This window comes from Nonomuraea aurantiaca (assembly GCF_020215705.1).
Classification (GTDB): domain Bacteria; phylum Actinomycetota; class Actinomycetes; order Streptosporangiales; family Streptosporangiaceae; genus Nonomuraea; species Nonomuraea aurantiaca.
Genome location: NZ_JAIWNB010000016.1, coordinates 48,129 through 73,683, shown reverse-complemented (window position 1 = coordinate 73,683; position 25,555 = coordinate 48,129). Strand labels below are relative to the sequence as shown.

The following is a 25,555-nucleotide window of genomic DNA, read 5'->3' as shown; positions in this document are numbered from 1 at the left end:
GGCGGAGCGATATTTTTCGCTGATTGTGGAGCGAACATGTCGTCGCAGCTCAGGGGCAGTTCCAGAGGCAGCTCAGGGCAGAGATGCCCGGACTCCGGCGATGATCAGTTCGAGGCCGGCGCGGAAGGCGCGGTCGCGGAACTCTCTGGGCTGGGTGGCGACCGAGCGGGCCTGTTCCTCGGTCGTGTAGCCATTGACGTAGGCCATGACGGTGTCCACGGCCGCGGCGGCCGTGTCCGCAGGGACGCCCGCGGCGGCCAGGGTGGCGATGAGGTCGTGGTAGAAGGCGACGGCCTCGCTGCCCGGGTTCTGGAAGGTGGACATCAGGCGCGCGCCGTCGCGGTGGGCCAGCATGAGCTCCCGCGTGCCGATCGCGAGGCCGCGCAGCCGCTCGTCCCAGGGGCCGTCGAGCGGTGGCGGCACGGCCTCGCCCGGAGGGACGACCAGGTGCGCGACCATGGCGTCCAGCAGGGCCTGCTTGCTCGGGTAATGCCGGTACAGGGCGCCTGCTCGCACGCCGAGCCGGCTCGCCAGGAGCCGCATGGTGAGACCGTCCAGGCCGACCTCGTCGAGCAGCTCGATCGCCGCCTGAAGCACCTGGGCGCGTCGCTGACTCATCCAATCCTCCAACTCGTGGTTGACAATGCGGCCCCTCGTACGTGAACAATGTACACGTGAACGTTGTTCACGTCGGAACGGCGTCAAGAGACGGAGGGTGTCATGACCGAGCAGGGCGTGGGACGGGTGCTGGTGATCGGGGCGGGGCTCGGCGGGCTGACTCTCGCCCACGCGCTCGTCCGAGCGGGCCTCGACGTGCGCGTGTACGAGGCGGATGACGGCAGCGGCGATCGTTTCCAGGGTTACCGGATCGGGCTGGCGGAGCCGGGGCTGGCCGCGCTGCGGGCGAGCCTGCCGCCGCGGCTCTACGAGCTGGTCGAGGCCACCAGCGGGGACCTGACCGGGCCGGGGCTGCTGTTCGACGAGCAGTTAACGGTCCTCAGCCGCCATCTGGACGGGCCGTCGGAGGGGAGCAGGGCGATGGACCGGCAGGTATTGCGGCGGATCCTGCTCGGCGATCTGGGCGACCGGGTCGCGTACGGCAAGCGGCTGAAGGGGGTGGCGGAGGGGCTCGGCGGGACCGTGACCGCGCGCTTCGCCGACGGCACGGAGGCCACGGGCGCGGTGCTGGTCGGCGCCGACGGCAGCAACTCCGTGGTGCGGCGGCACCTGGTGCCCGAGATCGAGCTGGTCGACTCGGACCTGTGCGGCGCCATGGGGCTCACCACGATCACCGACCGCTTCCTGCGGCTGGTGCCGGGACGCGGCACGATGGTGAAGGGGCCCGGGATCACGCTGATGCTGGGGCGGATGCAGTTCGACAGGGAGCCGTCCGCGGCCGCCGCCGAGCTCGCCCCCGGGCTGGACATGCCGTACCGGGACGGCTACGTACGGTGGGTGCTGCTGGTGCCGCCGGAGCACCCGGCGGCCACCAATCCGGGCTCCGCCGGGGAGGACGCGCGCGAGCTGGTGCTGGAGCTCATCGAGGGCTGGCATCCCGACCTGCGGGATCTGGTGGCCTCCGCCTACATGAGCGCCGTGGGCCGGGCCAAGGTCTATGACCGGCCGATGCCGCCCTGGCCGGTGGGCCGGGTCACGTTGCTCGGTGACTCCGCGCACCTGACCCTGGCCAGCGGCGGGAACGGCGCGAGCACCGCCATGCAGGACGCCGTACGGCTGAGCGCCCGGCTGGCCGAGGTCCACCGAGGCGAGCGGGACCTGACCTCGGCGCTGGAGGAGTACCAGAACGACCTGCTCGACCGCGGAAACGCGGCGGTGCGGTTCGGCAAGGAGGCGCTCAAGAGGTTCGTCCCCCAGGAGACGCGCTGATCCGCACCACCGCCGTTCTATCGCAGCCGGGGCAGGACATCTCGGGCGTAGAACTCGAAGAAGGCGTCCTGCTGGGGGCCGATCTGGTTGATGTAGATCTCGTCGAACCCGGCGTCGACGTACTCACGGATCGACTTCAGGTGCGTCTCCGGATTGGGGCCGCACGGGGTCGAGGCGGTGGCCTCCTCCTCGCTCACCATGCCGGCGAGCTCTTCGAAGTGCCGGGGGAGCGGTAGCAACTGCGACGCCTCACCCTGGATGCCCTGCGTCGGCCAGAGCCGGTGCACGGTACGGCGGGCGCTCGCCTCGTCGGCGGCATGGCAGACCTTCAGGCCGCCCTGAGCGGGTTTGCCCGCACCGCCGGACTTGCGGAAGAGGTCCACCAACTCGGCCGTGGGCCCGGTGGAGATGTAGCCGTCGCCGATCCGGCCGGCCAGGGTGACCGACTTCTCGCCGAACCCGGAGACGTAAACGGGCGGCGGGGTGTCGGGAAGCGTATAGAGACGGGCGGTGTCGAGCCGGTAATGCGTGCCGCGGTGGGTGACCAGCTTGCCGCTCCACAGCTCGCGCATCAGCTCGACCGCCTCCTTCAGCATCTCCAGGCGTTCGTCGGCCGGCGGCCAGCGCGAGTCGATGATGTGCTCGTTCAGCGCTTCGCCGGTGCCCACGCCGAGCTGGAAACGGCCGCCGGTCAGCACCGCGCTGGTGGCGGCGGCCTGGGCGACGACGGCGGGATGGATCCGGACGAGCGGGCAGGTGACCGCCGTGGTGATCGGCAGCGACACGGCCTGGCTGATCGCGCCGATCACCGACCAGACGAACGCGCTCTGTCCCTGCTCGTCCAGCCACGGATGGTAATGATCGGAGATCCACAGGCTCTCGAAGCCGGCCCGCTCGGCCAGCACCGCCTGCCGTACGAGTTCCTTGGGATCGTGTTCCTCGCACCCCAGGAAATAGCCGAACTTCGTCATCTCATCACTCCTTTCCTTCGGCGCCATGGCACGCGCTACCCCGATGGAGAGGCGCAAACATGATCGTTGAGGGGTGGGAGACGGCCGGTCTTGTTTACCTGCTTCTGGAGACTCTTGTCCTGGCTTCGATTGACCTGTCTGGATCACTCCTGGTCAGGTGGTGATTACGGAGCGGAGGGGGGCGACATGGCGGACAACGTGATCGCGCGCAAGCCTGGGGAAGGCGACGCGTTCTGGGTGCTCGGCGGTCTCTACGAGGTCAAGGCCGCGAGCGACGAGACGGGCGGCGGCGTCACGGTCATCGAGATGACCGTCCCGGCCGGAATGGGTCCCCCGCCGCACACGCATCCGGGAACGGAGATGCTCTACATCCTGGAGGGGACGGTCCGCCTGCACATTGACGACGAGGTGGTGGAAGGCGGCCCGGGTTCGTTCTTCTACATCCCCGAGCGGACGTGGGAGCGCTTCGAGCCCCTCACGGACGCGCGCATTCTCGTGGTCTATTCGCCCGGCGGGATCGAAGGATTCTTCACCGAGATAGGAGAGCTGGCGCCGACCCGGCAGGCCCCGCCGGCGGACCATCCGTTGCCCAGCCTGAAGGCCGTGACGCAGGTCGGGCTGCGCTACGGGCTGGAGATGAGACTCCCCGACTGACCCGACAGCCGCCTGCGGGCCGGCGTGCTCGGCCTCGCGCTCTCCCGAGGGCCGGCCGAGGCCATGGGCGGCCGCCCTCGTACCGGAGGAGACCTCTGAGGGAGGGCTCACCCTGCCCATCTCGACGTGAGCTATTTTTTGGGCTTGTCGGTGCCACGGCGGCCGGGCAGGCGCATGGTGAGCAGCCGCGCGCGGGGTGCGACCCAGCTCGACTTCCGGTTCGCCGCCGCCGCGGCGAGCTGCGTCGCCTACGGCGCTGGGCTGGCCGCCTGGCACGAGGGGACCCAGCTCCTGTCGCGGTACGGCCGGGAGTGGACGGACTACCGTGACCAGGTACGCGCCTGGCTACCCCGCATCCGCCCCTACCCCGGCCTGCCGCCTGCCGACCTCCACGTGGCGGCGACCTGCGAGCGGTGCGACGCGGTCGGCCGCTGGTTCGTCCGTCGGCGGCCCGTCTCGCTGCGGATCCAGCCCGCGGAGAGACATCCGGGGGGCTTGCGCCGGATGACCTACGAACGTGCCGACGGGCTGCGCACCCAGGGCGTGGCGGCCTTCGCCCACGCGGCCCAGCACCTCCATCTCGGCTGGGCGCTCCTCGGCTGGGTGCTCCTGCTGCCGGGCGTGGGGTGGTTCGCCCAATTGTGCGCGGACGCCTTCGGCGCCGGGCCCGCCCGTCCCCGGGCCACCGGCCCGGCAGAGACCTGACGCCCGCTCAGCCCTGAGCCCCCAGTGCACGACTGTGACCGGCATCACATTTTTCAACTGTCCCCTGAAGCGGGGCCTGTTCGTCCTGTGCCCGACAAACCGGTTACGAGGAGGTTCAAGGTCATGAGTCAGGTGATCGTCATCGAGTTCGTCTCCCTTGACGGGGTCATGGAGGACCCGGACGGGTCGGCCGGTTCGGCGCAGGGAGGGTGGGCGTTCCGCTACGGACCCGAAAGCGTGGCCGGCGACAAGTTCGACCTGGGGGAGGTTCTGGACACCGGAGTCATGCTGCTGGGCCGGGTCACCTGGCAGCTGTTCTCGGGCATCTGGGCCCCCAGGGAGGACGAGTTCTCCCAGAAGATGAACGCCATCCCCAAGCTCGTCGCCTCACGCTCGCTGGAGAGCGTCGACGGGTGGCGCAACTCCACCCTTCTGCGGGGGGACCTGGCCGAGGAGGTGGCCGAGCGCAGGCAGAGCCAGGATGTCGTGGTCGCCGGCAGCGCTAGCATCGTCGATGCGCTGCGGACCCACGACCTGATCGACCAATACCGCCTGCTGGTCTTCCCGACGGTGCTCGGCGCGGGCCGGCGCCTGTTCGACCAGCCCCTCGGCTTGGACCTCACGTCCGCAGAAAAGGTCGGCCAAGCCGTCCGCCTCGTCTACGACCGCACGTCCGCCAAAGGAGATCACCAGTGAGATACGCCCTGCTGATCAACGAGCGTCCCGGGGCGTATGAGGGCCTCAGCGAGGACCAGCGCGCCGCCATCAGCGCCGAGTACATTGCGCTCATGAAGGACGAGCGCATGCTCGGCGGCGAGCGGCTGCAGCCGGCCGACACCGCGACCACCGTCCGCGTCCAGAACGGCGAGCCGCTGCTGACCGACGGGCCGTTCGCCGACACCAAGGAGATCTTCGGCGGTTTCTACATCGTCGAGGCGAGCGATCTCGACTCCGCGCTGGAGCTCGCCGCCCGGATCCCGGCCGCCCGCTTCGGCGGCTCGGTCGAAGTGCGGCCGCTGGTGGAGCTGTAGGCCGTGCTCGAGGAGGTCTTCCGCGACCAGTGGGGACGCGTGTTCGCGGCCCTGGTGAGCTTCCTCGGCGACGTCGGCCTCGCCGAGGAAGCGGCACAGGAGGCGTTCGTCATCGCCGCAGAGCGCTGGGCCCGCGACGGGCTCCCGGACAATCCGGGGGCCTGGCTCGTGGTGACCGGCCGCAACCGGGCGATCGACCGCCTGCGCCGCGACCGTACACGGGCGGAGAAGACCCGGCTGCTGGACCGCCCCCTGCCTGAAGAGATCACGATGGACGAGACGACGATCCCCGACGAGCGCCTCGAACTCTTCTTCATGTGCTGTCACCCCGCCCTGGCGACCGAGGCGCAGGTCGCGCTCACGCTGCGCGCGCTGGGCGGCCTGTCGACTCCGGAGATCGCCCGCGCGTTCCTGGTGAACGACGAGACGATGAAGCGCCGGCTCTCCCGCGCGCGCAACAAGATCCGGGCGGCGGCGATCCCCTTCGCGATTCCGGACGAGCACCTGCTGCCCTCCCGCCTGAGCGCCGTCCTCGCGGTGCTCTACCTGGTCTTCAACCAGGGGTACGGCGATAGCCGGGCCGACCTCGCGGCGGAGGCGATCCGGCTGGGCCGGACACTCCTCGACCTCATGCCCGATGAGCCCGAGGCGGCGGCGCTGCTGGCCCTGATGCTGCTGCACGACTCGCGGCGCGCGGCCCGTGTCTGCGACGGCGAGATGATCCTGCTCCAGGATCAGGATCGCCGCCTGTGGAACACCGCCCAGCTCGAGGAAGGACGGGCGCTGCTCGACCGCGCCGTCAGGTCGGGTGCTTCCGGCACCTATACGGTGCAGGCCGCCATCGCCGAGCTGCAGACCGAGGAGCGCATCGACTGGCCGGCCGTCGCCGCGCTCTATGACCGCCTGCGGCAACTGACGGGCTCGGCGGTCGTCGAGCTCAACCGGGCCGTGGCGATCGCCGAGGTCGAAGGGCCGCGGGCGGCTCTGGCGATCGTCGACGCGCTCCACCTCGACGACTACCGCTACTTCCACTCCACTCGGGCCGAACTCCTGCGGCGTCTCGGCGACACGGCGGCGGCGCGGGCGGCGTACCTCGGAGCACTCGACCTCGCCACCACCGAGGCCGAGCGTCGTTTCCTCAGCCGTCGCCTCGCCGAGCTGTGACGCGCCTCGCGGCCTTGACGGCGGCGGCTGCTCGTCCGTCAATCGTGCGGTACGAGGTCAGTGAGGACGTCGCAGGGCGATGGCGAGGTCGTCGAGGTGCGTGGCGACCGGGCCCAGGGTGAGCAGCCCACTGCCCGCTCCGGCCAGCTCCGCCGCCGCCGGAGTGAGCTCGGTGTGGGCGCGTTCCATCGTCTCCCGGTCACCGACGGCGATGGCCGCCCGCGCGGCCAGGCACCACAGGGCCTCGTACAGCAGGTCGCGAGGCGGGTCCGGGATCAGACGCAGCGCAGCCGCGGCCGCGTGGCGACGGTCCTGGGCCAGCAGCACACAGGGGCGCGCCCATGGCTCGTAGGGTCCCCAGTCGGCGTGCTCGTCGGCCAGGTCCAGCGGCCAGTGCTCGCCGGGCAGCGCGTACTGCAGGCGCAGGCACAGCAGCGCGAGCGGCAGTAGGCCGGACCGCAGTCCGGGCATACCAGCGCCATCCAGCCGCGCGGCGGCATCCCGATAAGCCGCCTCCACCAAGGATGCCGGCGCAGAGGCCGCCTCCGCCCAGGACCCTTGTCCGGCCGCGGCGAATGGCTGCCCGGTGGCGGCGAGCCGTAGCGTCCGGTACCACTGGACGAACACCCCCACCAACGGCAATTCATGCCGCCGGGCCAGCAGCTCGGCGGCGGTCGCGTGCCCGTCGGCGCCGGGGAAGTCCGCGAGCGCGCTGCGGGCCTGGAGGCGGATGAGGTGCCCGAGCACCTCGTAGGTGACCAGGCCGTGCCGGGCGGACAGGGCGACCAGCTCGGCGCCGATCTCGTCACGGCGCGGCGCCAGACCCGCCCGGTGGAAGGTCTGCATGAACACGCCGTTGAGGGCGAACGCCAGCAACGCGGGATCGTCCAGCCGGCGGGCGATCTCCTCGGCCTGCCGGGCGGCCTGGGGTCCGCGCGCCGCGCGGGTGCCGCGCGACTCCAGGGCGATCGTGGCCAGGAGCCGCGCCCGCGCCGCCTCGTGTGTGCCGGGTGGGAGAGCGGTCAGGGTGCGTTCGGCTGCCGCCACGATCTGGGCCGCCTGTGCCGGATCGTCCGAGCGGGTCCAGATCGCTGGTACGTCGTACGTACCGATCACGCGGGCGGTCAGCTCCGCGTCGCCCAGCTCCTCCGCCGCCGCGACGGCCGCCCCACGGTAACGGCGGGCCTCCTCCAGGCCGCCGCCCCCGGTCACCGCCAGGTTGCGCAGCAGGCCCACCGTCGACTCCAGCCGCGCCCGCGCGCCGGACGCCACGGTACGGTCATACGCGGCGGCCGTCTCCGTCCACACTCGGCCCGCAGCCTCGGCCGTCTCCGCCCTTACCCGGCCCGCAGCCTCGGCCGTCTCCGCCCACCCCTGGCCCGTGGCCTTGGCCGTCTTTGCCTCTACCCGGCCCGTGGTCTCAGCCGTGTCGAGGTGGCCGGCTTGGTGGAGGATGTCCGTCTCCAGGCGGCGCAATCCCGGACCCGGATCGACTCCCAGCTGCTCGACCAGGAGCGTACGCGCCCGGCGCAGCACCGCGAGCGCGTCGCCCTGACGGCCGGTCCGATACAGCGCCAGGGCCAGCAGCCGCCACGCGTCCTCGCGCCAGGGATGCTCGGCCACGTGCGCGTCCAGATCCGGTACGGCCTCGGCCGCGAGGCCCAGGGTCAGGCGTGCCTCGGCCCGACGTTCCACCGCATGAAGCCGCAGCTCCGCCAGGCGGGAGCGCTCCGCACGGGCCCAGTCCTCGTCCGCGAACTCGGCGTAGGCGGGCCCGCGCCACCAATTCAGCGCCTCCTCCAGTCGCGTGAGTACCCCCTCGGGTGGCAGCGTCGCGGCCACCGCCTGCTCGAAACGCCAGGCGTCCACCGCGTCCGGCTCCGCGCGCAGCGCGTACCCCGGCCCCTCGGTGACCAGCAGCCGGGCCGCGGCGCGGGGCGGGCGCTCGGGCTCCAGCGCGCGGCGCAGGGCGGCCACGAAGGTACGTACGGCGCCCACCGCGCCTGCAGGGGGATCGATCCAGAGGTCCTCGACCAGGCGGGAAACTGGGACGACACGGCGGCGGGCGACGATCAGCCGGGCCAGCACGGCGCGGTGCCGCGGCCCCTTCAGAGCGACCGCGCCCCCGTCAGCGTCCCAGGCCGCCACCGGCCCCAGCACCCCGAACATCCTTTGTGCCACCGGCCCCGGCACCCCGAACGTCTTCCGCGCCACTACCCCACTCTTCCGCGTCATCGTCGCCCTGGGCCTCACGCTATAGCGCGCTCATCCGATGCTCATCCGCGCCCGGCAGGCTGGAGGCACCCCATCGGAAAGGACCGAACCATGACGCCTGCCATCGCCGGCTTCGATTACCAGCGCGTGCCCGTCGCCGACGGCGTGTCCCTGAACGCGGCCGTCGCGGGCTCAGGCACACCCATCGTGCTGCTGCACGGCTTCCCGCAGACCCACCTGATGTGGCGGCACGTCGCCGCCGACCTCGCGGCCGACCACACCGTGATCTGCCCCGACCTGCGCGGCTACGGCGCCAGCGACAAGCCCACCGAAAACGGCCATGCCGGGACCGACCGGATCGGCAGCGACCACACCGGGACCGATCACACCGGGACCGACCACGCCGGGACCGATCACACCGGGACCGACCACGCCGGGACCGACCACACCGGGACCGACCACGCCGGAACCGCTCCTAACGGGACCGACCACGCCGTGTACGCCAAGCGCACCATGGCCGCCGACATCGTCGCCCTGGCCCGCGCGCTGGGTCACGAGCGCTTCGCGCTGGCCGGGCATGACCGCGGTGCCCTGGTCGCCTTCCGCGCCGCACTCGATCACCCTGAGACGATCAGCCACCTGGCCGTCCTGGACGTACTGCCGACCCTGGACATGTGGCAGGTGATGCGCGGCACCAGCGCTGCCGTCGGTTTCCACCTCTACCTGATGGCCCAGCCGCCGGGACTGCCCGAGCAGATGATCGCCGCGAGCCCGGACGCCTTCTTCGGCCACTTCCTCGACATCTGGACCAACGATCCGCAGGCGATCCCCGCCGATGTCCGCACCGCCTACCTGGACGCCTGCCGTGGCGCGGTGCCCTCGATCGTCGCGGACTACCGCGCCTCGGCCGGTATCGACGTCGTCCATGACCAAGCCGACCGGGACGCCGGCAACCGGCTGCGGATGCCGGTCACGGTCCTCCAGCAGGACTGGGGCGCCGCCCTCGGCTTCGACGCGGCCGCCCTGTGGCGCGCTTGGGCGCCGGACCTGCGGCATGAAACCGTCACCTGCGGCCACTTCATGGCCGAGGAAGCGCCTGCCGACATCGCCAAGACCCTCCGAGACCTGCTCACCCGCTGAACGACCAGCCAGAGCCGGGCCGCCGAAGGGATCCACGCCGCTGGCACCGACCTCCACTCGGATCGGACGGCGACGAGCATCAAGTGCGGTGGCCACGAATGGCGCTACGCCGCCCCAGGCGCAGACAGTGGCACTACGCCGCCCCAAGGACAGATCAGTGACACCGTCTCGCCAGGCGGTTGACCGGGCGCATATAGTTAGTTAGGTGACTGACTCGAAAGGCTCCCGGGTGAAGACGGCGACCGCCAAGCGGCAGCGGCTGATGATCGCCGCCGCCCGGGTCGTCCACCAGCAGGGCGCGGAACGTACCACCATCGCCGACATCGCCCGCGCCGCCGACGTGCCCGTGGGCAACGTGTACTACTACTTCAAGACCAAGGACGAGCTGGTCTCGGCCGCGCTCAGCGAGCACGTCCGGCAGTTGGGGATGCTCACCGAACACCTGGAGAGTCTCGGCGGCCCGCTGGAGCGGCTCAAGGGCCTGGTGGAGGCGTGGGTCAGCCAGCGCGAGCTCGCGGCCCGCTACGGCTGCCCGACCGGAACGCTGGCCGTCGAGCTGGACAAACGTGACGAGGGCGGCCTGGACGTGGAGGCGGGCAAGGCCATCCGGCTGCTGCTGGACTGGGTCGAACGCCAGTTCCGCGAGCTCGGGCTGCCTGATCCCGAAGGGCTCGCCCTCACCCTGGTGGGCGCCTATCAGGGCATGTCGCTGCTGGCCAACGCCCTGCGCGAGCCCGACGTCATGACGCGGCAAGGCGCCCGCCTGGTCGCTTGGCTGGACTGCCTGCCAGGCGACGGCTGCCCAGAGCGGCCCGGCGACCGTTCTCCAGGGTCTGCATCCGAGCGCCGATAAAAGGCATAACTATAAAGACATGTCGATAAGAGGCATATCGCTAAGGACGTGCTGATAGCGACATTTCGCGGATGGAGGGCAGGCTGCCGGATTCTGTTTATCGAGTAAGTAGAGCGTAACCACCAAGCGCCAATAGATCATGACAAAGGTGTAACCAGTTGCGCGTAGGACGTGTTTCCGGACGTTTCGTGCAGAGAAGGATGTGATCGACATGTTGGCGCCCTGGGGGCGGGGCGAATTCGATGGGGGCCGGCCATGGGAATGAGCCGATTTGATGCGCTACGGGCGGGTACAGCCGCTGCGATGGTCGCCACGGCGCTGGCCTGGGCGGCATCCGTCCAGGCGGACACGTGCCCGGCGTCGACCACCTGCTCCACGACGGTGACGTTCACCGTCAACGCGGGCGAGGGCCTGGAGATCAGCGTGCCCGACGGGCCGGTCAGCCTCGGCAGCGGTCAGCCCGGCAGCCAGGTCAGCGGCCAGCTCCACGTCGTCACGGTCATGGACCAGCGGGCCGCGCTGAACGCCACCTGGACGGCGAACGTGTACGGCACTCCCCTCACGACCGGCGGCGGCACGAGCGCCGAGACCGTGCCGCTGAGCGCGCTCAGCTACTGGTCGGGGCCCGCGACGGCCACCACCGGCGCCGGGACCTTCGTACCCGGCCAGCCCACCGCCGGCGACGCGGAGGTGCTCGAAGAGGTGTACACGGCCTTCAGCAAGATCAACGGTGCCGGCAACAACTCCGCCAGCTGGAACCCGACCATCGTGATCGATGTCCCCGACCAGGCGGTGGCCGGTACCTATACCGGCACTATCAGCCACTCGGTCGCCTGATCCGGTGACCAGACGCCGACGGCCGCAGCGGAGCCGATCGCCGCTCAGCGGCTCGCATCGGCTCCGGTGGCGCTCTTACGGCGTGCGCGCAAACGGCGAAAAGTGATGATCAGGACTGTCCCGGCGGCGAGGGCCGCGAGGCATGGGAGGATGAGGATCAGCATCAGCGGGGAGTCCGACACGGCGGCCAGGCCCCACGACCCCGCCTTGCGCGGAAAGGTGAGCGTTCCGGTCTCCGTCCGGTCGACCCGACCGCTCCTGAGCGTGAGGCTGAACTTCCACGGCCCGTCGGGAAGATCCTCTCCCAGATGTACGGAGACTTCCCCCTGCTGGCCGGGGGCCAGGGTCGTGCCCCGATCGATCGGGAAGGGGCCCGCGCTCAGAGAGCTCGGCCCGTCCGTGAGCGACAGCTGCCCTTCGAGGTCGATGGCGCGTTCGCCGGTGTTGGCGATGGTGGCCACGATCTTCGGCTGCCCATCCTCGGTCCGCTGGGGCAGGATCTCGGCGATCGTGAAGTCCGAGGGTGGTTCACCGCCCGGACCGACGTCGAGGTAGGCGCGGAGCCCTACGCGGTTGACGAGGGTGATGCCCTTCTGCCGCCCCGCGCCGGGCGAGGAGATCTGTGCCCAGATGACGGCGTATCGCTCGCCTTTGGGAGCCCATGCGGGAATGCCGACGGTGGCCTTCACCGACGTCCGGCCATGCGGCGGCAGGTCGGTGGCGGCCTGGTTGAGCTTGATCCAGGAGCTCAGTTCGTTCGACGTGCGCTCGGGCTCGAAGGTGAAGCGGCCGTGGCTGATACCGGCACCTGCGGTGTACAGCTGCACGTGCTGGGGCTTGTCCGAGATGTTGTACACCTCGAAGCGCCGGGTGAACGTGGTGGCGGGATTGACGTGGTCGACGATGAAGGCGTGCGCGCGGGGGTCGTCCATCCGGTTGGCGGGGATCTCCAGCAACCGGATGCCGATGCTGTCCTCGCCGGAGGGGCGCGCCGCGCCCCGGCTCGAGTCTGCGATCGCCGGTGCGCTGAGCATCGCGTACGCGAGCAGCGTCACGGAGACGAGCCGGGGCAACAGTGAAATGGACATGTGGGCTAGGCGACGGAGTGGTTCACCGTACCGGTGTAGACGCCCGCCACCGCTTCGTCGGGGACGTTGACCACGATGGTCGGGTTCCAGGTGGCGGAGTTGTCGCCGGAGCCGGTCGTCTTGCTGAAGGCAGTGCGTGAAGTGCTCAGCGACTGCGCGGCGGCTGCGTCCACCTGACCGGGAACGAAGGTGCCGGTCCCTGTGGTGGCGGTCGCCGGGCCGGACCAGTACAGGACGGCCGTGTTGGGAACGGTCTCGGCGGCGGTGCCGCCGCCCGTGGTGAAGGCCCCCGCCGCGGCGACCACGGACGCCACCCAGGTGGCGGTGAGCGCGGCACGCTGGTCGGACACCGTGACCGGGCCGAGCTGCGCGCTGATCTGGCCGCCCGAGGCGCCGCTACCGAGGCTCGCCGTGTCGGGTACGGTGATCTGCAGCCCGCCCTCGGCGGTCACGGTGAAGGTCACCGTGGTTGAACAGGTGGTGGACGCGGCACAGGTGCCGGCCTGTGCGGGCGGGGCCACAGCCACGCCCGCCATCATGCCGGCGATGCCTATCAGGGGAAGGCCCAAGCGGCTTTTGAACACTGCTGTCTCCTTCATAGCATTTCCCGCCCTCTCTGGGCCGTTCTCAGCACATTCTCCTCAGTGATCAGATTGTGGGAACCATTCCAGAGGGTACCTGGAACACTTTTGGTGATCAGATGACGACTATCAGAAATTGGCGATTCACCGCGGGGAGCCATGTGTGAGGAATAACGGTGATTATGCCGATGTGCCACTTCACTCTGGTCCAGAACGGCGTTGGATGCGGGAATGCGGACGAGCCGTGCGGGTAACTCCGTTGCGCGAGCCTGTCTGAACGGCGCGCCTGCCGACACGGCGCGCGTGCCTGAAGGGCCAGCCTGCCGACACGGCTCGACGGCCCGCAGCGGTGGCTGCCGATGAGTTGGCACTTCCGTGACCAGCCACGAACGCGGATGGCCGAAGGCGAGCCACGACCGCGGGAGATATTGAGAGCGCCGAAGCGGACATCGAACGCCATTGTCCGGCTCGGCCCACGGGTATTTGCGCCGATGCCGCGGATCCCGCTGACGGCGGCCCGCCACCGCGAGCCTCGATTCACCGAATGGCGCCCGGCTCGCGGTCCTTTTTCGTCTTCTGGAAGGGATGTCATGTCTCACTTGGCTCGACGCCTGGGGTATCCGCTCGTGGTCATGGCCCTGGCCATGGCGGCAAGCGCGCCCATGGCCGTATCCGCGTCCGGTTCCCCGCCCCGCCCGCCCCACCCGCCCCGCCCCTGGGTGAAGCTCTGCCTCAAGCTCAGACAGATGCCGCAGCATCGGCGGATCAAGTGCCACTTCCCGCCCGCACCCCGCAGCCCTCGGGCTGCCAGGCTCGCGGCGGAAGCCGGCAGGCGGACGCCGTCGATCAGCGAGCTGTCGATACCGACCTACCCCGCCACTCCCGTCGGGATCACAGCCGGCCCTGACGGCAACGTGTGGTTCACCGAGAACTACGCCAACAAGATCGGGAAAGTAACGCCAGAGGGCCTGTTCACCGAGTACTCCCTTCCCACCGAGAACGCCGAGCCGGCGCACATCACCACCGGGCCGGACGGCGCGGTGTGGTTCACCGAGGCGATCGGCAACAAGATCGGCCGGATCACCACCTCCGGGACGATCACCGAATATGAGCTGCCGACCAGCGACGCCTACCCGTGGGGCATAACCGCGGGGTCGGACGGCGCTCTGTGGTTCGTCGAGACGATGGGCAACAAGATCGGCCAGATCACCACCTCCGGGACGATCACCGAGTACGAGCTGCCGTCCGGCGAAACCTACCCGATGCGCATCACCGCGGGTCCGGACGACAACCTCTGGTTCAGCGAACCGCTCATCGGAAGCGTCGGGCAGATCACCACCGGCGGCACGATCACCGAGTTCGCCGCACCGTCCTCCGGTGCGATGCCCATCGGAATCACCACGGGGCCGGACGGCAACCTGTGGTACACCGACGCCAACGGCAAGGTCGGCAAGACCACCACCACGGGCACCTTCACCGAGTACACGCTCTCCGACTCCAACAGCTTCCCGTGGGGCATCACCGTCGGGTCGGACAACAATCTGTGGTTCACCGAACAAGAGGTCAACCAGGTCGCCAGTGTCACCACTTCCGGGACGATCAACGAATACGAGCTACCGACCGTCTCCTCCGGACCGATCGACATCGCCGCCGGGCCCGACGACAATCTCTGGGTCACCGAGGACAACATCTCGCAGCTGGCCATCATTACCCCCTGACCGAACCGCCCGACCAATGGGCGGGCGGGCCGCCTCCTCGGATCCAGAAAGTAGATCCAGGGAAGCGGCCCGCCGCGCCGCGTCCGGGCCAGTGCGGGCTCTTGAGCCTCACGCCGGGACCTCCGCCCCGACCACCAACCCTTCACACGGGGGCCTCCGCCCCCGGCCACCTGCACTTTCACGCCGGGGCCTCCACCCGCGCGGACGTCGACGGCAGCGAGACGGTGACCCGCAGGCCGCCCTCCGGCCGCGCCCGCAGCTCCAGGCCGCCGCCGTGCGCGGTCGCGATGGCGGCGACGATCGACAGGCCGAGCCCGGCACCGTCGCCGGAGCCGGTCCGGTCGGTGCCGAGCCGCTCGAACGGCTGGGCCAGCCGCGCGACCTGCTCCTGATCGAGGACCGGCCCGCCCGTCTCCACGACGAGCAGCGCGGTCGCGCCGTCGGCCGTGGCGGCGAGGCGGATCCAGCCGCCGTCGTGGTTGTGGGTGATCGCGTTGTCGATCACGTTCTCGGCCAGGCGGGACAGGAGCGTCCGGCTGCCCCGCGTCCACGCGCTGTCGTGGACGTCGCCGTCGTGGACGGTGAGGTTCTTGGCGGTGATGTCGGCGGCTCGGTCGGCCAGGGCCGCGGACACCGTACGGCCGAGTGAGATCTCCGCCCGGTCGGCCAGGGCGCCGTGCTGGGTGCGGGCGAGCATGAGGAAGCCTTCCAGAAGCCGGTCGACCCGGTCGAGCTCGGTGCGCAGCCGGTCGGCCAGCGCGACCGTCTGCGCGGGTACGGGTTCCGGCTTGGCCAGGGCCACGTCCAGGGAGGCCCGCATGGTCGCCAGCGGGGTGCGCAGCTCGTGGGAGGCGTTGGCGACGAACCGGCGCTGCGCGTCGAAGGAGCCCTCCAAGCGTTCCAGCAGCCCGTCGATGGTGTCGGCGAGGTCCTTCACCTCGTCGGCCGGGCCCGGCACGGCCAGCCGCTCGTGCAGGTTGTCGGCGGAGATCCGCCGGGTGGCCGCGGTGATCGTCCGCAACGGGCGCAGCACCCGGCCCGCGACCACCCGGCCCAGCACGAGCGACACCACGGCCATGACGGCCAGCGCGACCGCCGAGCCGATGAGGAGCTGGCGTGATTGGAGCGCCTGGATCTCCGCCAGCCGGCTCTGGAGCCGGCCGATGAGCTCCTGGGCGGCGCCGGGCGTGAGCTGCTCGGCCGGCGGTGTCTCCATGGGGGAGGAGACCCGCGTCCCCAGGCTCACCAGGTTGGTGATGGCCAGCAGCCCGACGCCGGACAGCAGGAACAGGGCGCCGTACAGGGCGGTGAAGCGCAGCCGTACGGTGCGGTTCCGTGGCTTCCTCATGAGTTCCAGGATGCCGTCCGGGACCTAACAACGACGTGACAGCCTCCGTTCGGCCCACGTTATGGCGTGGTGCGTAGAACCGAACCCATGCGAGCAACCATCGAGGTCGCCGGGCTGCGTAAGCGGTTCGGCCAGACCATGGCGTTGGACGGGATGTCCTTCACCGTGGAGCCGGGGCAGGTCACGGGCTTCGTCGGCCCCAACGGAGCGGGTAAGTCCACCACGATGCGGGTGATCCTCGGCCTGGACGCGGCCGACGAGGGCACCGCGCTGGTGGGCGGGCGGCCGTACACGGGCCTGCGCGACCCGCTGCGTCACGTCGGCGCGCTGCTGGACGCCGCGGCCCTGCAGCCGAGCCGCACCGGCCGCAACCACCTGCTGTGGCTGGCCCACTCCCAGGGATTGGGCGCCCGGCGGGTCGATGAGGTGATCGAGCGGGTGGGGCTCGGGCCGGCGGCCGGGCGCCGGGCGGGCGGCTTCTCCCTGGGCATGCGGCAGCGGCTCGGCATCGCCGCCGCGCTGCTCGGCGACCCGCCCGTGCTCATGCTCGACGAACCGTCCAACGGCCTCGACCCCGAGGGCATCGTGTGGATGCGCGGCTTCCTGCGGGCGCTGGCCGCCCAGGGCCGGGCCGTGCTGGTCTCCAGCCACCTGATGAGCGAGCTGGAGGACACCGCCGACCATCTCGTGGTGGTGGGGCGCGGCCGGGTCGTCGCCGACACCAGCGTGGCCGGCCTGATCGCCGCCGCCTCCACCGGCCGGGTCGCGTTGCGCACCACGGCGCCGGCGGAGGCGATGGCGGCGCTGGCCCACGCCGGCGCCGCCGTGGCCGCCACCGGCCGCGACACCCTCACGGTGACCGGGCTGGCGGCCGAGCACGTCGTGGCGGTACTCAACCGGTCCGCGGTGCCGTTCTCGGAGGTGTCGGCGCATCGCGCGACGCTGGAGGAGGCGTACATGGAGCTGACCCGCGACGCCGTCGAGTTCCGTGCCGCAGGGCAGGAGGCGGCGCGATGAGCGATCGGCGTCGGGGCGACGCGCCCGGACTGAGCACCACTGTCGCCCACCGCTCCGGCTTCGCGCGGTTGCTGCGCGCCGAATGGACCAAGTTCCGTACAGTCCGCGGCTGGGTGCTCGCCATGGCGGCCGCGGCGCTGGTCACCGTGCTGCTGGGGCTGCTGTCCGCCTCCGGCAGCCACACGTCGTGCGGCGGCGCCTGTCCCGCCGTACCGGTGGGTCCGGGCGGCGAGGCGGTGGAGGACAAGTTCTACTTCGTCCACCGGCCGCTGAACGGAGACGGCAGCATCACCGTCCGGGTGACCTCGATGACCGGCCAGATCCGCCTGCCCGACCTCACCCCCACCCCCACCCCGGGCACCCGGCGCGTCGTCTCCGGTCTCGTGCCCTGGGCGAAGGCCGGAGTCATGATCAAGGAGAGCATGAAGCAGGGCTCCACGTACGCGGCGGTGATGGTCACCGGCGCGCACGGCGTGCGGATGCAGCACGACTTCACCCAGGACGTGGCCGGCCGGCCCGGCGGCGTCTCCCAGCGGTCCCCACGCTGGCTGCGGCTGACCCGCTCCGGCGAGGACCTCACCGGCTACGAGTCCACCGACGGCAGGCAGTGGACCCGCGTCGGCACCGCGCACCTGGCCGGACTGCCGGACGCGGTGCAGGTCGGGCTCTTCGCCGCCTCGCCAGGGGACCTGACGGTGACGCCGGGCGATTTCGGCGGGTCCAGCGCGGCCTCTCGATTCGCCGAGGCCACCGCCGTGTTCGACCAGGTCAGCCTGGAGGGCTCGGTCGCCGACGGCGTGTGGCGCCCCGACGACGTGGGCGTCACCCTGGACCCCGACGGGTCGGCCCATCATCCGGGCGGCTTCAAGGAGTCCGGCGACACGTACACGGTGGCCGGCGTCGGCGACATCGCGCCGCTCTCGGACGGCCCGCAGATCGAGAACACCCTCACCGGCCTGCTGACCGGACTGATCGTGGTGATCGTGGTGGCGGTCATGTTCATCACCACCGAATACCGGCGCGGCCTGATCCGCACCACCCTGCTCGCCGGCCCGCGGCGCGGCCGGACGCTCGTGGCCAAGGCCCTGGCCATCGGCGCGGTCACCTTCGTCACCGGACTGGCCGCGGCCACGGCGGCGGTCACGCTCGGCAAGGGGATCCTGGTCGCCAACGGCAACTACGTCCTGCCGGTGGCGCCGTTCACCGAACTGCGCGTCATCGCCGGCACGGCGGCGCTGCTCGCCGCCGCCGCGGTCCTCGCCCTCGCCGTGGGCACGTTGTTCCGGCGCAGCGTCGCGGCGGTCATCACCGCCATCGTGCTGATCGTCGTCCCCTACATCCTCGCGACCGCCTCGGTCCTGCCCGCCGGCGCGGCGCAGTGGCTGATGCGGCTCACCCCGGCCGCCGGCTTCGCGATCCAGCAGAGCATTCCGGCGTACGCGCACGTGCTCGGCAACTACACCCCATCGGGTGGCTACTACCCGCTGGCACCCTGGGCCGGGCTCGCCGTGCTCTGCGGGTACGCCGTGCTCGCGCTCGGCCTGGCCGTCTTCCAGCTACGTCGGAGGGACGCATGAGACGACACCTGCAGGCGGAGTGGACGAAGCTCCGTACCGTGGCCGGCACGGGCTGGCTGCTGCTCGGGCTCGTCGCGCTGACCGTCGCCGTGAGCGTCGTGGCGGCCGCCGCCGTGTCCTGCACGTCGGCGGGCTGCGCCTACGACCCGGCCAAGATCAGCCTGTTCGGGGTCCAGGTAGGCCAGGCGATGGCCGCCATCCTGGCCGTGCTGGCGATCAGCGGCGAGTACAGCACCGGCATGATCCGCACCACCCTGGTGGCGATGCCGCGCCGGGCCACCGTGCTGGCCGCCAAGGCGGCCGTCGTCACCGGGCTGACGCTGGCCGCCGGGACCGTCGCGGTGCTCGCGTCCCTGCTGGTCGGGCGGCGCATCCTGCTCGAGAACGGCTTCACCCGCGGTCCCGGCACCCTGATGCTGTCCCTGTTCGAGGGGCCGATGCTGCGCGCGGCGTTCGGCTCGGTCCTGTACCTCGCGCTGATCGCCCTGCTCAGCCTCGGCATCGCCGCCGCCGTACGGGACTCGGCCACGGCCATCGGGGTCGTGCTCGGCCTGCTCTACGTCCTCTCGATCCTGCCCTTCATGATCGCCGACCCGGGCTGGCAGAAACTCCTCTGGCAGCTCTCCCCGATGAACGCCGGGCTCGCCATCCAGGCCACCACCCATCTGTCCACCCTGCCCCTCAGCCCATGGGCGGGACTCGGCGTCCTGGCCCTCTGGTCCGCCGCGGCCCTCCTGGGCGGCGGGCTGTCGCTACGGCTGCGCGACGCCTGATCGACGCTTGAGCAACACCCGCCCGCACGCCAGATGGAACGTGGTGGAACGCCCCAAAGAGCACAGAGAGGTGTCGCAAGGGGGCGGCACGTTCAGGACGGGGCGGAGGAAAAACCCCATGGAGAGTCTTTTTCGATTGATGCTCACACGGCCGGCCGTGGCGCAGGATCCGGATAATCCCAGCATCCCGCTGAGCCAGGACACGCCGTTTCAACAGTCGCTGCGGGAGGCCGTCGAGGCACCCCAGCGACGTACTGCCATAGAGGAGGCCGCCACGGCGTTCGTGGCGGGACCGGAGTTCATCGGCGACCCGGCGGACACCCCGCTGGGCGCCGAGCTCGACGAACTGGCCGGGCGGCTGGACGAGATGGAGACCGTCGACGGGAGCGCCTCACCGGAAATGGTGCGCGAGGCCATCGTCGACGTGTTCGGGACGGACCCGAACGACGTGATCGAGCTGGCGGACTTCAAGAACGCGGTCAGGAGGCTGCGGGACAGCCTGGTGGCGATCAAGGTGCTCCAGGAGGAGCACTCGCGGCCCATCGAGCAGCTCGCCCGGCTGCTGCGTACCGCCGAGGTGATCGCCCGCCACGCGGCCGACGACAAGTTTCCCAAGGACCTGGACGAGCTGCGGCGGTGGCTGCGGCGTTCGCTCCGCCTGCCCTTCGACCTCGGCCTGACCTCCAGGCTGTCGACCCGGGAGGCGGAGCAGGCGCAGCGGCAGCAGTACGCGGCGGCGGTGGCCGCGCGCCAGGAGGAGGTCGACGGGCTGCTGGCCCAGCACGCGAACCTGCGGGCCGGGCTGGAGGAGCTGGGCGGCCTGAACTCCGAGCACTTCCACGTGACCTCCCAGTCGGGCAGCGGGTCGGTGCAACCGCCGGAGCAGCTGCGGCTGACGAACGTGGCCACGGCCCTGAGCGCCTTCCACGGCAACCTGCGCGAGCGGGTCGCCCCGACCTCGGTCATCCCCATCGCAGGTGCGGAGGAACCCGACGCGGCCTCCCCGGCAACCGACGCGACCTCTCCGGCCACCGAGACCACCTCCACGGCCGCCGAGGCCACCGATGAGATCAACGCGCCGGTGGCCCAGGCGCTGCTGCAGACGGCCGCCCCGGTGCTGCGCGGCCGTACGGACTTCCAGCCGACGCCGCTGACCGAGGTCGGCTTCGTCCTGCTGCCGACGGCCAACGAGCAGCTGTCCGCGGCCACCCGCACGCTGCTCACCGACCGTGGCCTCGACCTGACCGCGGTGCCGCTCGACCGGCTCACCCACCGGCTGGAGACCGACCTGGCGGCGACGGCGGCCCGGCTGGAGGCGGTGGCGGGACACCCGGTACGCCAGTCGCTCCTGCGGGTCGGCGACGCCCTCGTGACGGTCCAGACGCCCGTGACCACCGGCTGGGGAACGCTCGGGACCGGCGGCTCCGTACCCCTGCCGACGCTCCCGCTGGACGGGCGCGTCCCGCACACCAAGGGCGAGGTGGCCCCGGCCGGCATCGCCGACCTGCTTGTGGTCAAGCAGCAGCTGACCGGATACGAGTCGGCCGACGTCGCGCACATCGAGAACGTGCTGCGTGGCGAGCGCAAGCTACGCGACCACAGCCGCCGCGACACCACCGAGCTGATCACGATCAACGAGCAGGAGACCAACACCAGCGAGGACCGCGACCTGCAGACCACCGACCGGTTCGAGATGACCCGGGAGACCGAGCAGACGGTCAAGGAGGACGTCGCGCTGAAGGCCGGGCTGAACGTCTCGGGCAGGTACGGCCCGGTCGTGGAGTTCGCCGCCAGCGCCGAGGGCTCCTTCGCGCGCAGCAAGCAGGAGGCCACCAAGTCGGCCGCCAGGTTCTCGCAGGACGTCACCGAGCGGACCTCACGCAAGATCGCCGAACGGGTGCTGACCCGCACCCAGCTGACGACCACGACCGAGACGATCGAGAAGAACACCCACGAGCTCGACAACACCCACGGCAACGAGAACATCTCGGGCGTCTACCAGTGGGTCAACAAGGTGTACCAGGCCCAGTTGTTCAACTACGGGCTGCGGGCGATGTTCGACTTCATGGTGCCCGAGCCGGCCGCCTTCCTCATCGCCTCCATGCAGCAGACCAGCGCCGCCGCCCGGAACCTGATCAAGCCTCCGGACTTCCCCCTCAACCCGGCCCAGATCAACGAGATCAACTTCGCGTACTGGGTCAAGCAGACCGGCGCGACCGACGTCCAGCCGCCGCCCGAGCTGTTCAAGACGAAGTCCCTGGACTTCAAGGCCGGTGGCGGCGACAGCGACACCAACTACAACCACTCGGCCCAGATCAGCATCGAGGAGGGCTACCGGGCCGTCTACGCCTCGGTGGGCGTGGTGCGCAACATCTGGGAGGGCGACAACACGGTGGAGGTGGTGGTCGGACGGCGTACGCAGCGGATGCCCGGCGGCGACCGGCTGTGGACCACGACGCTGGACGACGAGCGCGACACGGTGGCCGTGGCCATCGACACCTTCCACGTCGCGCAGGTCGCGGTGGCCGTGGAGGTCAAGGTCCAGCGTACGGACCGGGCGATGGACAAGTGGCGGCTGGAGACGCACGCCAAGCTGGAGACGGCGCACAAGGCGGCGGTGGCCGACTACGAGGAGAAACTGGCGGCGCTGCAGTTACGGGCCGGGGTGGACATCCAGGGCCGCAACCCGGCCGCCAATCTCGCCCTCATGCAGACGGAGCTGAAGAAGAACTGCGTCAGCATCCTGACCGACCAGCACTATGACCTGTTCGACTCCATCGAGACCTCCCCGGCCAACGGGCTGCCGGAGATCAACGTGTTCGAGGCCGCCGGTGAGGGCCCGTACGTGCGCTTCTTCGAGCAGGCCTTCGAGTGGGAGCACGTGACCTTCGTGACGTACCCCTACTTCTGGGGGCGCAAGAACCAGTGGGAGGAGCGGCTCGGCTTCGACGACCCGGATCCGGCGTTCGCCGACTTCCTCCGGGCCGGGTTCTGCCGGGTCTCGGTGCCCGCCCGGCCGGGATTCGAGGGCGCGATCGACCACTTCCTCACCTTCGGCGAGATCTGGAACGGTGGCCCGCTGCCGACCATCTCCAACCCCCTGTACCTGCCCATCGCCGACGAGATCGCCGAGCGGCTGGACCGGCCCGGCACGGAGGTGCCGCAGGGCGACCCGTGGATCGTGCGCGTGCCCACGTCGCTGGTGAAGCTGCGTGACGACGACCGGCTGCCCCACTGGGAGCAGGACGCCGACGGGGAGTGGGTGGAGGTCTAGCGGCCCCCCATGGACCGGCGGCGGCCTGTCGCCGCCGGTCCTCGGCCTGATCGTCCGCTCACATGAATGGAGGATTGCGGACATGGCAGATCCAGTCGTGCCGGCCATCGCGACCGGCCCGCTGCTGACCGGGTACGTCGAACCGGGGGTGGGACGGGGGGTGCTGACCTTCTTCTCCGACATCGCCGACCCGGTCCTCGGGGCCACTATGGAGATCACGCTCACGGCGCCCCCCTGGAACACGACCGGCCACCAGCCCTTCACCTGGAGGTACCTGCCGCCCACGGCGGAACGGGCCTTCCCCAAGATCTGGCTCGCGGTCGGCCGGCAGGTCATGGTGACCACCCGGCGCACGGGCCGGCGGAGCGGGGCCGATCTCCTGGCGCTCGGCCCGCGCAACCCCTTGATCGAAATCGTCCGTCCTCAGGACGACGACCTGATCCCGCAGCCCGACGCGTCGGTCATCGAGATGTGGCGGTTGCTGCCCCAACCCTTCACGGTCGGGCCCTTCACCGACGACGAGCGCGGGCGCCGCGACGACTTCTTCTCCCAGGCCGCCACGGTCAACGTCACGACGAAGCCGCTCGGCGTGGTCATCCGGAACGTGCTCAACGGCTACGCGGTCACCATCGACATCGACAACAGGAAGGACGGGAGACCGGCGGCCTTCGTCTACGACATCGTCGTCGATTCGCGCGAGGACGAGGGCAACATCTTCGGCGACCACGTCACGGTACGCGTCGTGCACACTCACAACGTGACCGTGCGCGCCACCGCGTCGCAGGACATGGCTGGATTCATCGATGTGCAGACCCTGCGGCTGGATGATTCGTTCATTCCGTCTTTCCCGCCGCAGGGGACCGTGCTCGACAACACGACCTTCCAGCCGCAGGAGGTCGAGGTCCACTTCGCGCCCGAGCATCCGACGCTGATCTTCCTTTTCGAGCTCGCGATCCAGTTCGTGCCGTACGTCAACGTTCTCTACGACCTCTCGCAGCTGACCTTCGAGCTGGCCACGGGACGCGACTTCTGGGGCAACGAGGTGAGCGGGGGGCAGATCCTGGTCTACGGGATCACGTCGGTGCTGCCGTTCGCCAAGGCGCTGCCGCGCTCGGTCCTGCAGTCCGTACGGACCGAGCTGAAGACGACCAAGCTGGCGCGGGTCCTCGAAGAGGACGTGATCAGCGAGGTGGGCCGCGTCGCGGAGCGGGAGTTCCTCGAGGCCGTGGGCAGCATGGACGTCAAGGGCGCGACCGACCTGGCCCGGATGCTGACCCGCTTCGCCACGGGCAGGCTGTCGATGGACCAGGTGCTCAGGCGCTTCCACGACCTCGTGGGCAACGCCTACCTACGGGAGCTGGACCGGCGCGTCGTGGAGCGGCTCCTGACGGCCAACTTCAAGACCTTCCGCAACCCCCGCCTGGCGGCCGGGTTCAACGCCTTCTCCGCCAAGAAGCTGACCCGGGGGATCGCCCGCTCGCTCGACCCGATCTCGTGGGCGCTGAGCCAGCGCGGCAGGTCCCGCTTCATCCAGGAGCTGGAGAGCGAGCTGGGCAAGGATTGGGCCGAGGTGCTCAAGAACGCCAAGCGGACCGACAGCCGCCTCAGGCAGCTCAGCACCGCCGACATCGAGCACTACGACAGGCTCGCCGGACGGGTGGAGGACTTCCGCTCGCTGGCCAAGCTCAACCGCGGGCGCGGCGACCTGTACGAGGTCGACCACATTCTCGAGCAGCGTTTCTGGCGCAACGATCCGCGGGTGAGCACGGCGTTCGACGAGAAGGGCGAGGGCATGGCCATGGTGATCCCCAAGAACCCGGCGGTGGCGGCGAAGATGCCGGGAAAGACCATCGCCTATGTGCACACCCTCAAGACCCGCCTGCTCACCGAGCTGATACCGAACGGGCGGGAGGCGGAGTTCACCGTCCAGCAGATCTTCGACGCCCACATGTGGGTGCTGGAGTCGTTGCGGGTCGACCGCTCGGTGACGGTGGGCGATCGCCTCCTCGGCGACTTCCGCCTGCTGGCCAGGGCGCGCCGCGAGCGGCTCGAACTGCGCATGCCGTCCGCCGCCACCTTCACACCACAGGGCGGATGGCCGGTGCTCGTGGGAGTCCAGTGAGATCAGCGGCCGGGCGGGGGAGCGGCGCGCATCGCTCTAATGCGCCTGCCCGCCCGCCCGCCACTCCGGCGCGAGCACCGACCAGACCTCCATGTCGAGCCGCTTCCCCCGATAGGAGTAGCTCTCGCGCAGCACGCCGTCCTTCGTCATCCCGAGGCGCTGGGCCACCGCGATGCTGGCCGCGTTCTCCGCCGAGACCACCCACTCCACGCGGTGGACGCCCCGCTCCTCGACGGCCCAATCGATGATCACCCGCGCGGCCCTGGTCACCAGGCCCTTGCCCGCCGCGGCGGGCTCCAGCCAGCAGCCCACCTCGGCGTTGCCCTGCTCGACGTCCATCGTCCGGAAGAGCACCCCGCCGACCAGTTCGCCGTCCGTCCAGATGCCGTAGATCCGGCCCACGTCGGCCGCGGCCTTCTCGGCGTACGCCCGCAGGTACGAGCGGCTCGACTCCAGGTCCGTCACGACGTCCGGCAGCGCGATGTGCTGCCCGATGAACTCCCGCCCCCGGTCCATGTGGGCGAGGAACTCCGCGGCCCGCCACGGCTCAAGCGGGCGCAGCTCCGCGCCGTCGTCACCCAGGGGGATCGCGTACATAGAC

22 protein-coding genes are annotated in these 25,555 nt (G+C 70.6%); 15 read left to right on the top strand and 7 right to left on the bottom strand.

Annotated features, from left to right (window positions below):
- Positions 1-72 precede the first annotated feature (72 nt).
- Positions 73-618, bottom strand: coding sequence for a TetR/AcrR family transcriptional regulator C-terminal domain-containing protein (locus LDL49_RS32515; protein WP_225296686.1), 546 nt, complete (start codon positions 616-618; stop codon positions 73-75).
- Between the two features lie 102 nt (positions 619-720).
- Between LDL49_RS32515 and LDL49_RS32510 the strand changes: the two genes are divergently transcribed.
- Positions 721-1,887, top strand: coding sequence for an FAD-dependent oxidoreductase (locus LDL49_RS32510; protein ID WP_225296684.1), 1,167 nt, complete (start codon positions 721-723; stop codon positions 1,885-1,887).
- A gap of 17 nt (positions 1,888-1,904) precedes the next feature.
- Here LDL49_RS32510 and LDL49_RS32505 read toward each other — a convergent pair whose 3' ends face one another.
- The gene (locus LDL49_RS32505; RefSeq protein ID WP_225296683.1) at positions 1,905-2,858 is read right to left on the bottom strand and encodes an LLM class F420-dependent oxidoreductase; all 954 of its coding nucleotides are present in this window, start codon (positions 2,856-2,858) and stop codon (positions 1,905-1,907) included.
- A 186-nt stretch (positions 2,859-3,044) separates the two neighbouring features.
- On the opposite strand from LDL49_RS32505, the gene LDL49_RS32500 reads away from it, so the two are divergent.
- The 5 genes from LDL49_RS32500 (at position 3,045) to LDL49_RS32480 (ending at position 6,412) form a co-directional block, all read left to right on the top strand.
- A complete protein-coding gene (locus LDL49_RS32500; RefSeq protein ID WP_225296680.1) occupies positions 3,045-3,512 on the top strand; it encodes a cupin domain-containing protein in 468 nt (155 codons plus the stop codon).
- A 144-nt stretch (positions 3,513-3,656) separates the two neighbouring features.
- Positions 3,657-4,217 carry a hypothetical protein gene (locus LDL49_RS32495; RefSeq protein WP_225296678.1) on the top strand — a complete coding sequence of 187 codons (561 nt, stop codon included), beginning with the start codon at positions 3,657-3,659 and terminating at the stop codon, positions 4,215-4,217.
- Between the two features lie 123 nt (positions 4,218-4,340).
- Entirely contained in the window at positions 4,341-4,913 is a 573-nt protein-coding gene (locus LDL49_RS32490) for a dihydrofolate reductase family protein (RefSeq protein ID WP_225296676.1), read from the top strand.
- Positions 4,910-5,248: a YciI family protein gene (locus LDL49_RS32485; RefSeq protein WP_225296674.1), complete on the top strand. Its 339-nt coding sequence runs from the start codon at positions 4,910-4,912 to the stop codon at positions 5,246-5,248. Before LDL49_RS32490 ends, LDL49_RS32485 begins: the two co-directional genes overlap by 4 nt.
- A 3-nt stretch (positions 5,249-5,251) precedes the next feature.
- Entirely contained in the window at positions 5,252-6,412 is a 1,161-nt protein-coding gene (locus tag LDL49_RS32480; RefSeq protein ID WP_225296672.1) for an RNA polymerase sigma factor, read from the top strand.
- Between the two features lie 57 nt (positions 6,413-6,469).
- Here the strand turns inward: LDL49_RS32480 and LDL49_RS32475 are convergent, their stop codons facing one another.
- On the bottom strand, positions 6,470-8,581 hold the full coding sequence (locus LDL49_RS32475) for an AfsR/SARP family transcriptional regulator (RefSeq protein ID WP_225297005.1): 2,112 nt from the start codon (positions 8,579-8,581) through the stop codon (positions 6,470-6,472).
- Positions 8,582-8,737: 156 nt separating this feature from the next.
- On the opposite strand from LDL49_RS32475, the gene LDL49_RS32470 reads away from it, so the two are divergent.
- From LDL49_RS32470 to LDL49_RS32460, 3 genes are all read left to right on the top strand, one after another.
- Positions 8,738-9,766, top strand: a complete 1,029-nt coding sequence (locus tag LDL49_RS32470) for an alpha/beta fold hydrolase (protein ID WP_225296671.1) — start codon at positions 8,738-8,740, stop codon at positions 9,764-9,766.
- 205 nt (positions 9,767-9,971) lie between these two features.
- A complete protein-coding gene (locus tag LDL49_RS32465) occupies positions 9,972-10,619 on the top strand; it encodes a TetR/AcrR family transcriptional regulator (RefSeq protein WP_225296670.1) in 648 nt (215 codons plus the stop codon).
- Between the two features lie 303 nt (positions 10,620-10,922).
- Positions 10,923-11,456 carry a hypothetical protein gene (locus tag LDL49_RS32460; protein WP_225296669.1) on the top strand — a complete coding sequence of 178 codons (534 nt, stop codon included), beginning with the start codon at positions 10,923-10,925 and terminating at the stop codon, positions 11,454-11,456.
- 44 nt (positions 11,457-11,500) lie between these two features.
- On the opposite strand, the gene LDL49_RS32455 is transcribed toward LDL49_RS32460, so the two are convergent.
- Together LDL49_RS32455 and LDL49_RS32450 are read right to left on the bottom strand one after the other, a co-directional pair.
- Complete coding sequence (locus LDL49_RS32455; RefSeq protein ID WP_225296668.1) at positions 11,501-12,544, bottom strand: hypothetical protein; 1,044 nt, start codon at positions 12,542-12,544, stop codon at positions 11,501-11,503.
- Positions 12,545-12,549: 5 nt separating this feature from the next.
- Positions 12,550-13,080, bottom strand: coding sequence for a hypothetical protein (locus LDL49_RS32450; RefSeq protein ID WP_225297003.1), 531 nt, complete (start codon positions 13,078-13,080; stop codon positions 12,550-12,552).
- A 644-nt stretch (positions 13,081-13,724) separates the two neighbouring features.
- On the opposite strand from LDL49_RS32450, the gene LDL49_RS32445 reads away from it, so the two are divergent.
- The gene (locus LDL49_RS32445; protein ID WP_225296667.1) at positions 13,725-14,843 is read left to right on the top strand and encodes a Vgb family protein; all 1,119 of its coding nucleotides are present in this window, start codon (positions 13,725-13,727) and stop codon (positions 14,841-14,843) included.
- Between the two features lie 178 nt (positions 14,844-15,021).
- On the opposite strand, the gene LDL49_RS32440 is transcribed toward LDL49_RS32445, so the two are convergent.
- Positions 15,022-16,191, bottom strand: a complete 1,170-nt coding sequence (locus LDL49_RS32440; protein WP_225296666.1) for a HAMP domain-containing sensor histidine kinase — start codon at positions 16,189-16,191, stop codon at positions 15,022-15,024.
- Between the two features lie 87 nt (positions 16,192-16,278).
- On the opposite strand from LDL49_RS32440, the gene LDL49_RS32435 reads away from it, so the two are divergent.
- From LDL49_RS32435 to LDL49_RS32415, 5 genes are all read left to right on the top strand, one after another.
- Positions 16,279-17,208 (top strand): ATP-binding cassette domain-containing protein, encoded by a 930-nt coding sequence (locus tag LDL49_RS32435; RefSeq protein WP_225296665.1) that lies wholly within the window; start codon positions 16,279-16,281, stop codon positions 17,206-17,208.
- Positions 17,205-18,785, top strand: coding sequence for an ABC transporter permease subunit (locus LDL49_RS32430; protein ID WP_225296664.1), 1,581 nt, complete (start codon positions 17,205-17,207; stop codon positions 18,783-18,785). The genes LDL49_RS32435 and LDL49_RS32430 overlap by 4 nt, the downstream gene beginning before the upstream one ends.
- On the top strand, positions 18,782-19,558 hold the full coding sequence (locus tag LDL49_RS32425) for an ABC transporter permease (RefSeq protein WP_225296663.1): 777 nt from the start codon (positions 18,782-18,784) through the stop codon (positions 19,556-19,558). Before LDL49_RS32430 ends, LDL49_RS32425 begins: the two co-directional genes overlap by 4 nt.
- A 139-nt stretch (positions 19,559-19,697) precedes the next feature.
- A complete protein-coding gene (locus tag LDL49_RS32420) occupies positions 19,698-22,832 on the top strand; it encodes a hypothetical protein (RefSeq protein ID WP_225296662.1) in 3,135 nt (1,044 codons plus the stop codon).
- A gap of 82 nt (positions 22,833-22,914) precedes the next feature.
- Complete coding sequence (locus LDL49_RS32415) at positions 22,915-24,954, top strand: hypothetical protein (RefSeq protein ID WP_225296661.1); 2,040 nt, start codon at positions 22,915-22,917, stop codon at positions 24,952-24,954.
- Positions 24,955-24,990: 36 nt separating this feature from the next.
- Here LDL49_RS32415 and LDL49_RS32410 read toward each other — a convergent pair whose 3' ends face one another.
- Positions 24,991-25,551 carry a GNAT family N-acetyltransferase gene (locus tag LDL49_RS32410; protein ID WP_225296660.1) on the bottom strand — a complete coding sequence of 187 codons (561 nt, stop codon included), beginning with the start codon at positions 25,549-25,551 and terminating at the stop codon, positions 24,991-24,993.
- Between the last annotated feature and the right edge of the window lie 4 nt (positions 25,552-25,555).

Bases quoted from the DNA above. Each gene is read 5' to 3' on its own strand.
- LDL49_RS32515 (WP_225296686.1), bottom strand. From the start codon at position 618: ATGAGTCAGCGACGCGCCCAGGTGCTTCAGGCGGCGATCGAGCTGCTC.
- LDL49_RS32510 (WP_225296684.1), top strand. From the start codon at position 721: ATGACCGAGCAGGGCGTGGGACGGGTGCTGGTGATCGGGGCGGGGCTC.
- LDL49_RS32505 (WP_225296683.1), bottom strand. From the start codon at position 2,858: ATGACGAAGTTCGGCTATTTCCTGGGGTGCGAGGAACACGATCCCAAG.
- LDL49_RS32500 (WP_225296680.1), top strand. From the start codon at position 3,045: ATGGCGGACAACGTGATCGCGCGCAAGCCTGGGGAAGGCGACGCGTTC.
- LDL49_RS32490 (WP_225296676.1), top strand. From the start codon at position 4,341: ATGAGTCAGGTGATCGTCATCGAGTTCGTCTCCCTTGACGGGGTCATG.
- LDL49_RS32475 (WP_225297005.1), bottom strand. From the start codon at position 8,581: ATGTTCGGGGTGCTGGGGCCGGTGGCGGCCTGGGACGCTGACGGGGGC.
- LDL49_RS32470 (WP_225296671.1), top strand. From the start codon at position 8,738: ATGACGCCTGCCATCGCCGGCTTCGATTACCAGCGCGTGCCCGTCGCC.
- LDL49_RS32460 (WP_225296669.1), top strand. From the start codon at position 10,923: ATGGTCGCCACGGCGCTGGCCTGGGCGGCATCCGTCCAGGCGGACACG.
- LDL49_RS32455 (WP_225296668.1), bottom strand. From the start codon at position 12,544: ATGTCCATTTCACTGTTGCCCCGGCTCGTCTCCGTGACGCTGCTCGCG.
- LDL49_RS32450 (WP_225297003.1), bottom strand. From the start codon at position 13,080: ATGGCGGGCGTGGCTGTGGCCCCGCCCGCACAGGCCGGCACCTGTGCC.
- LDL49_RS32440 (WP_225296666.1), bottom strand. From the start codon at position 16,191: ATGAGGAAGCCACGGAACCGCACCGTACGGCTGCGCTTCACCGCCCTG.
- LDL49_RS32435 (WP_225296665.1), top strand. From the start codon at position 16,279: ATGCGAGCAACCATCGAGGTCGCCGGGCTGCGTAAGCGGTTCGGCCAG.
- LDL49_RS32430 (WP_225296664.1), top strand. From the start codon at position 17,205: ATGAGCGATCGGCGTCGGGGCGACGCGCCCGGACTGAGCACCACTGTC.
- LDL49_RS32425 (WP_225296663.1), top strand. From the start codon at position 18,782: ATGAGACGACACCTGCAGGCGGAGTGGACGAAGCTCCGTACCGTGGCC.
- LDL49_RS32420 (WP_225296662.1), top strand. From the start codon at position 19,698: ATGCTCACACGGCCGGCCGTGGCGCAGGATCCGGATAATCCCAGCATC.
- LDL49_RS32415 (WP_225296661.1), top strand. From the start codon at position 22,915: ATGGCAGATCCAGTCGTGCCGGCCATCGCGACCGGCCCGCTGCTGACC.
- LDL49_RS32410 (WP_225296660.1), bottom strand. From the start codon at position 25,551: ATGTACGCGATCCCCCTGGGTGACGACGGCGCGGAGCTGCGCCCGCTT.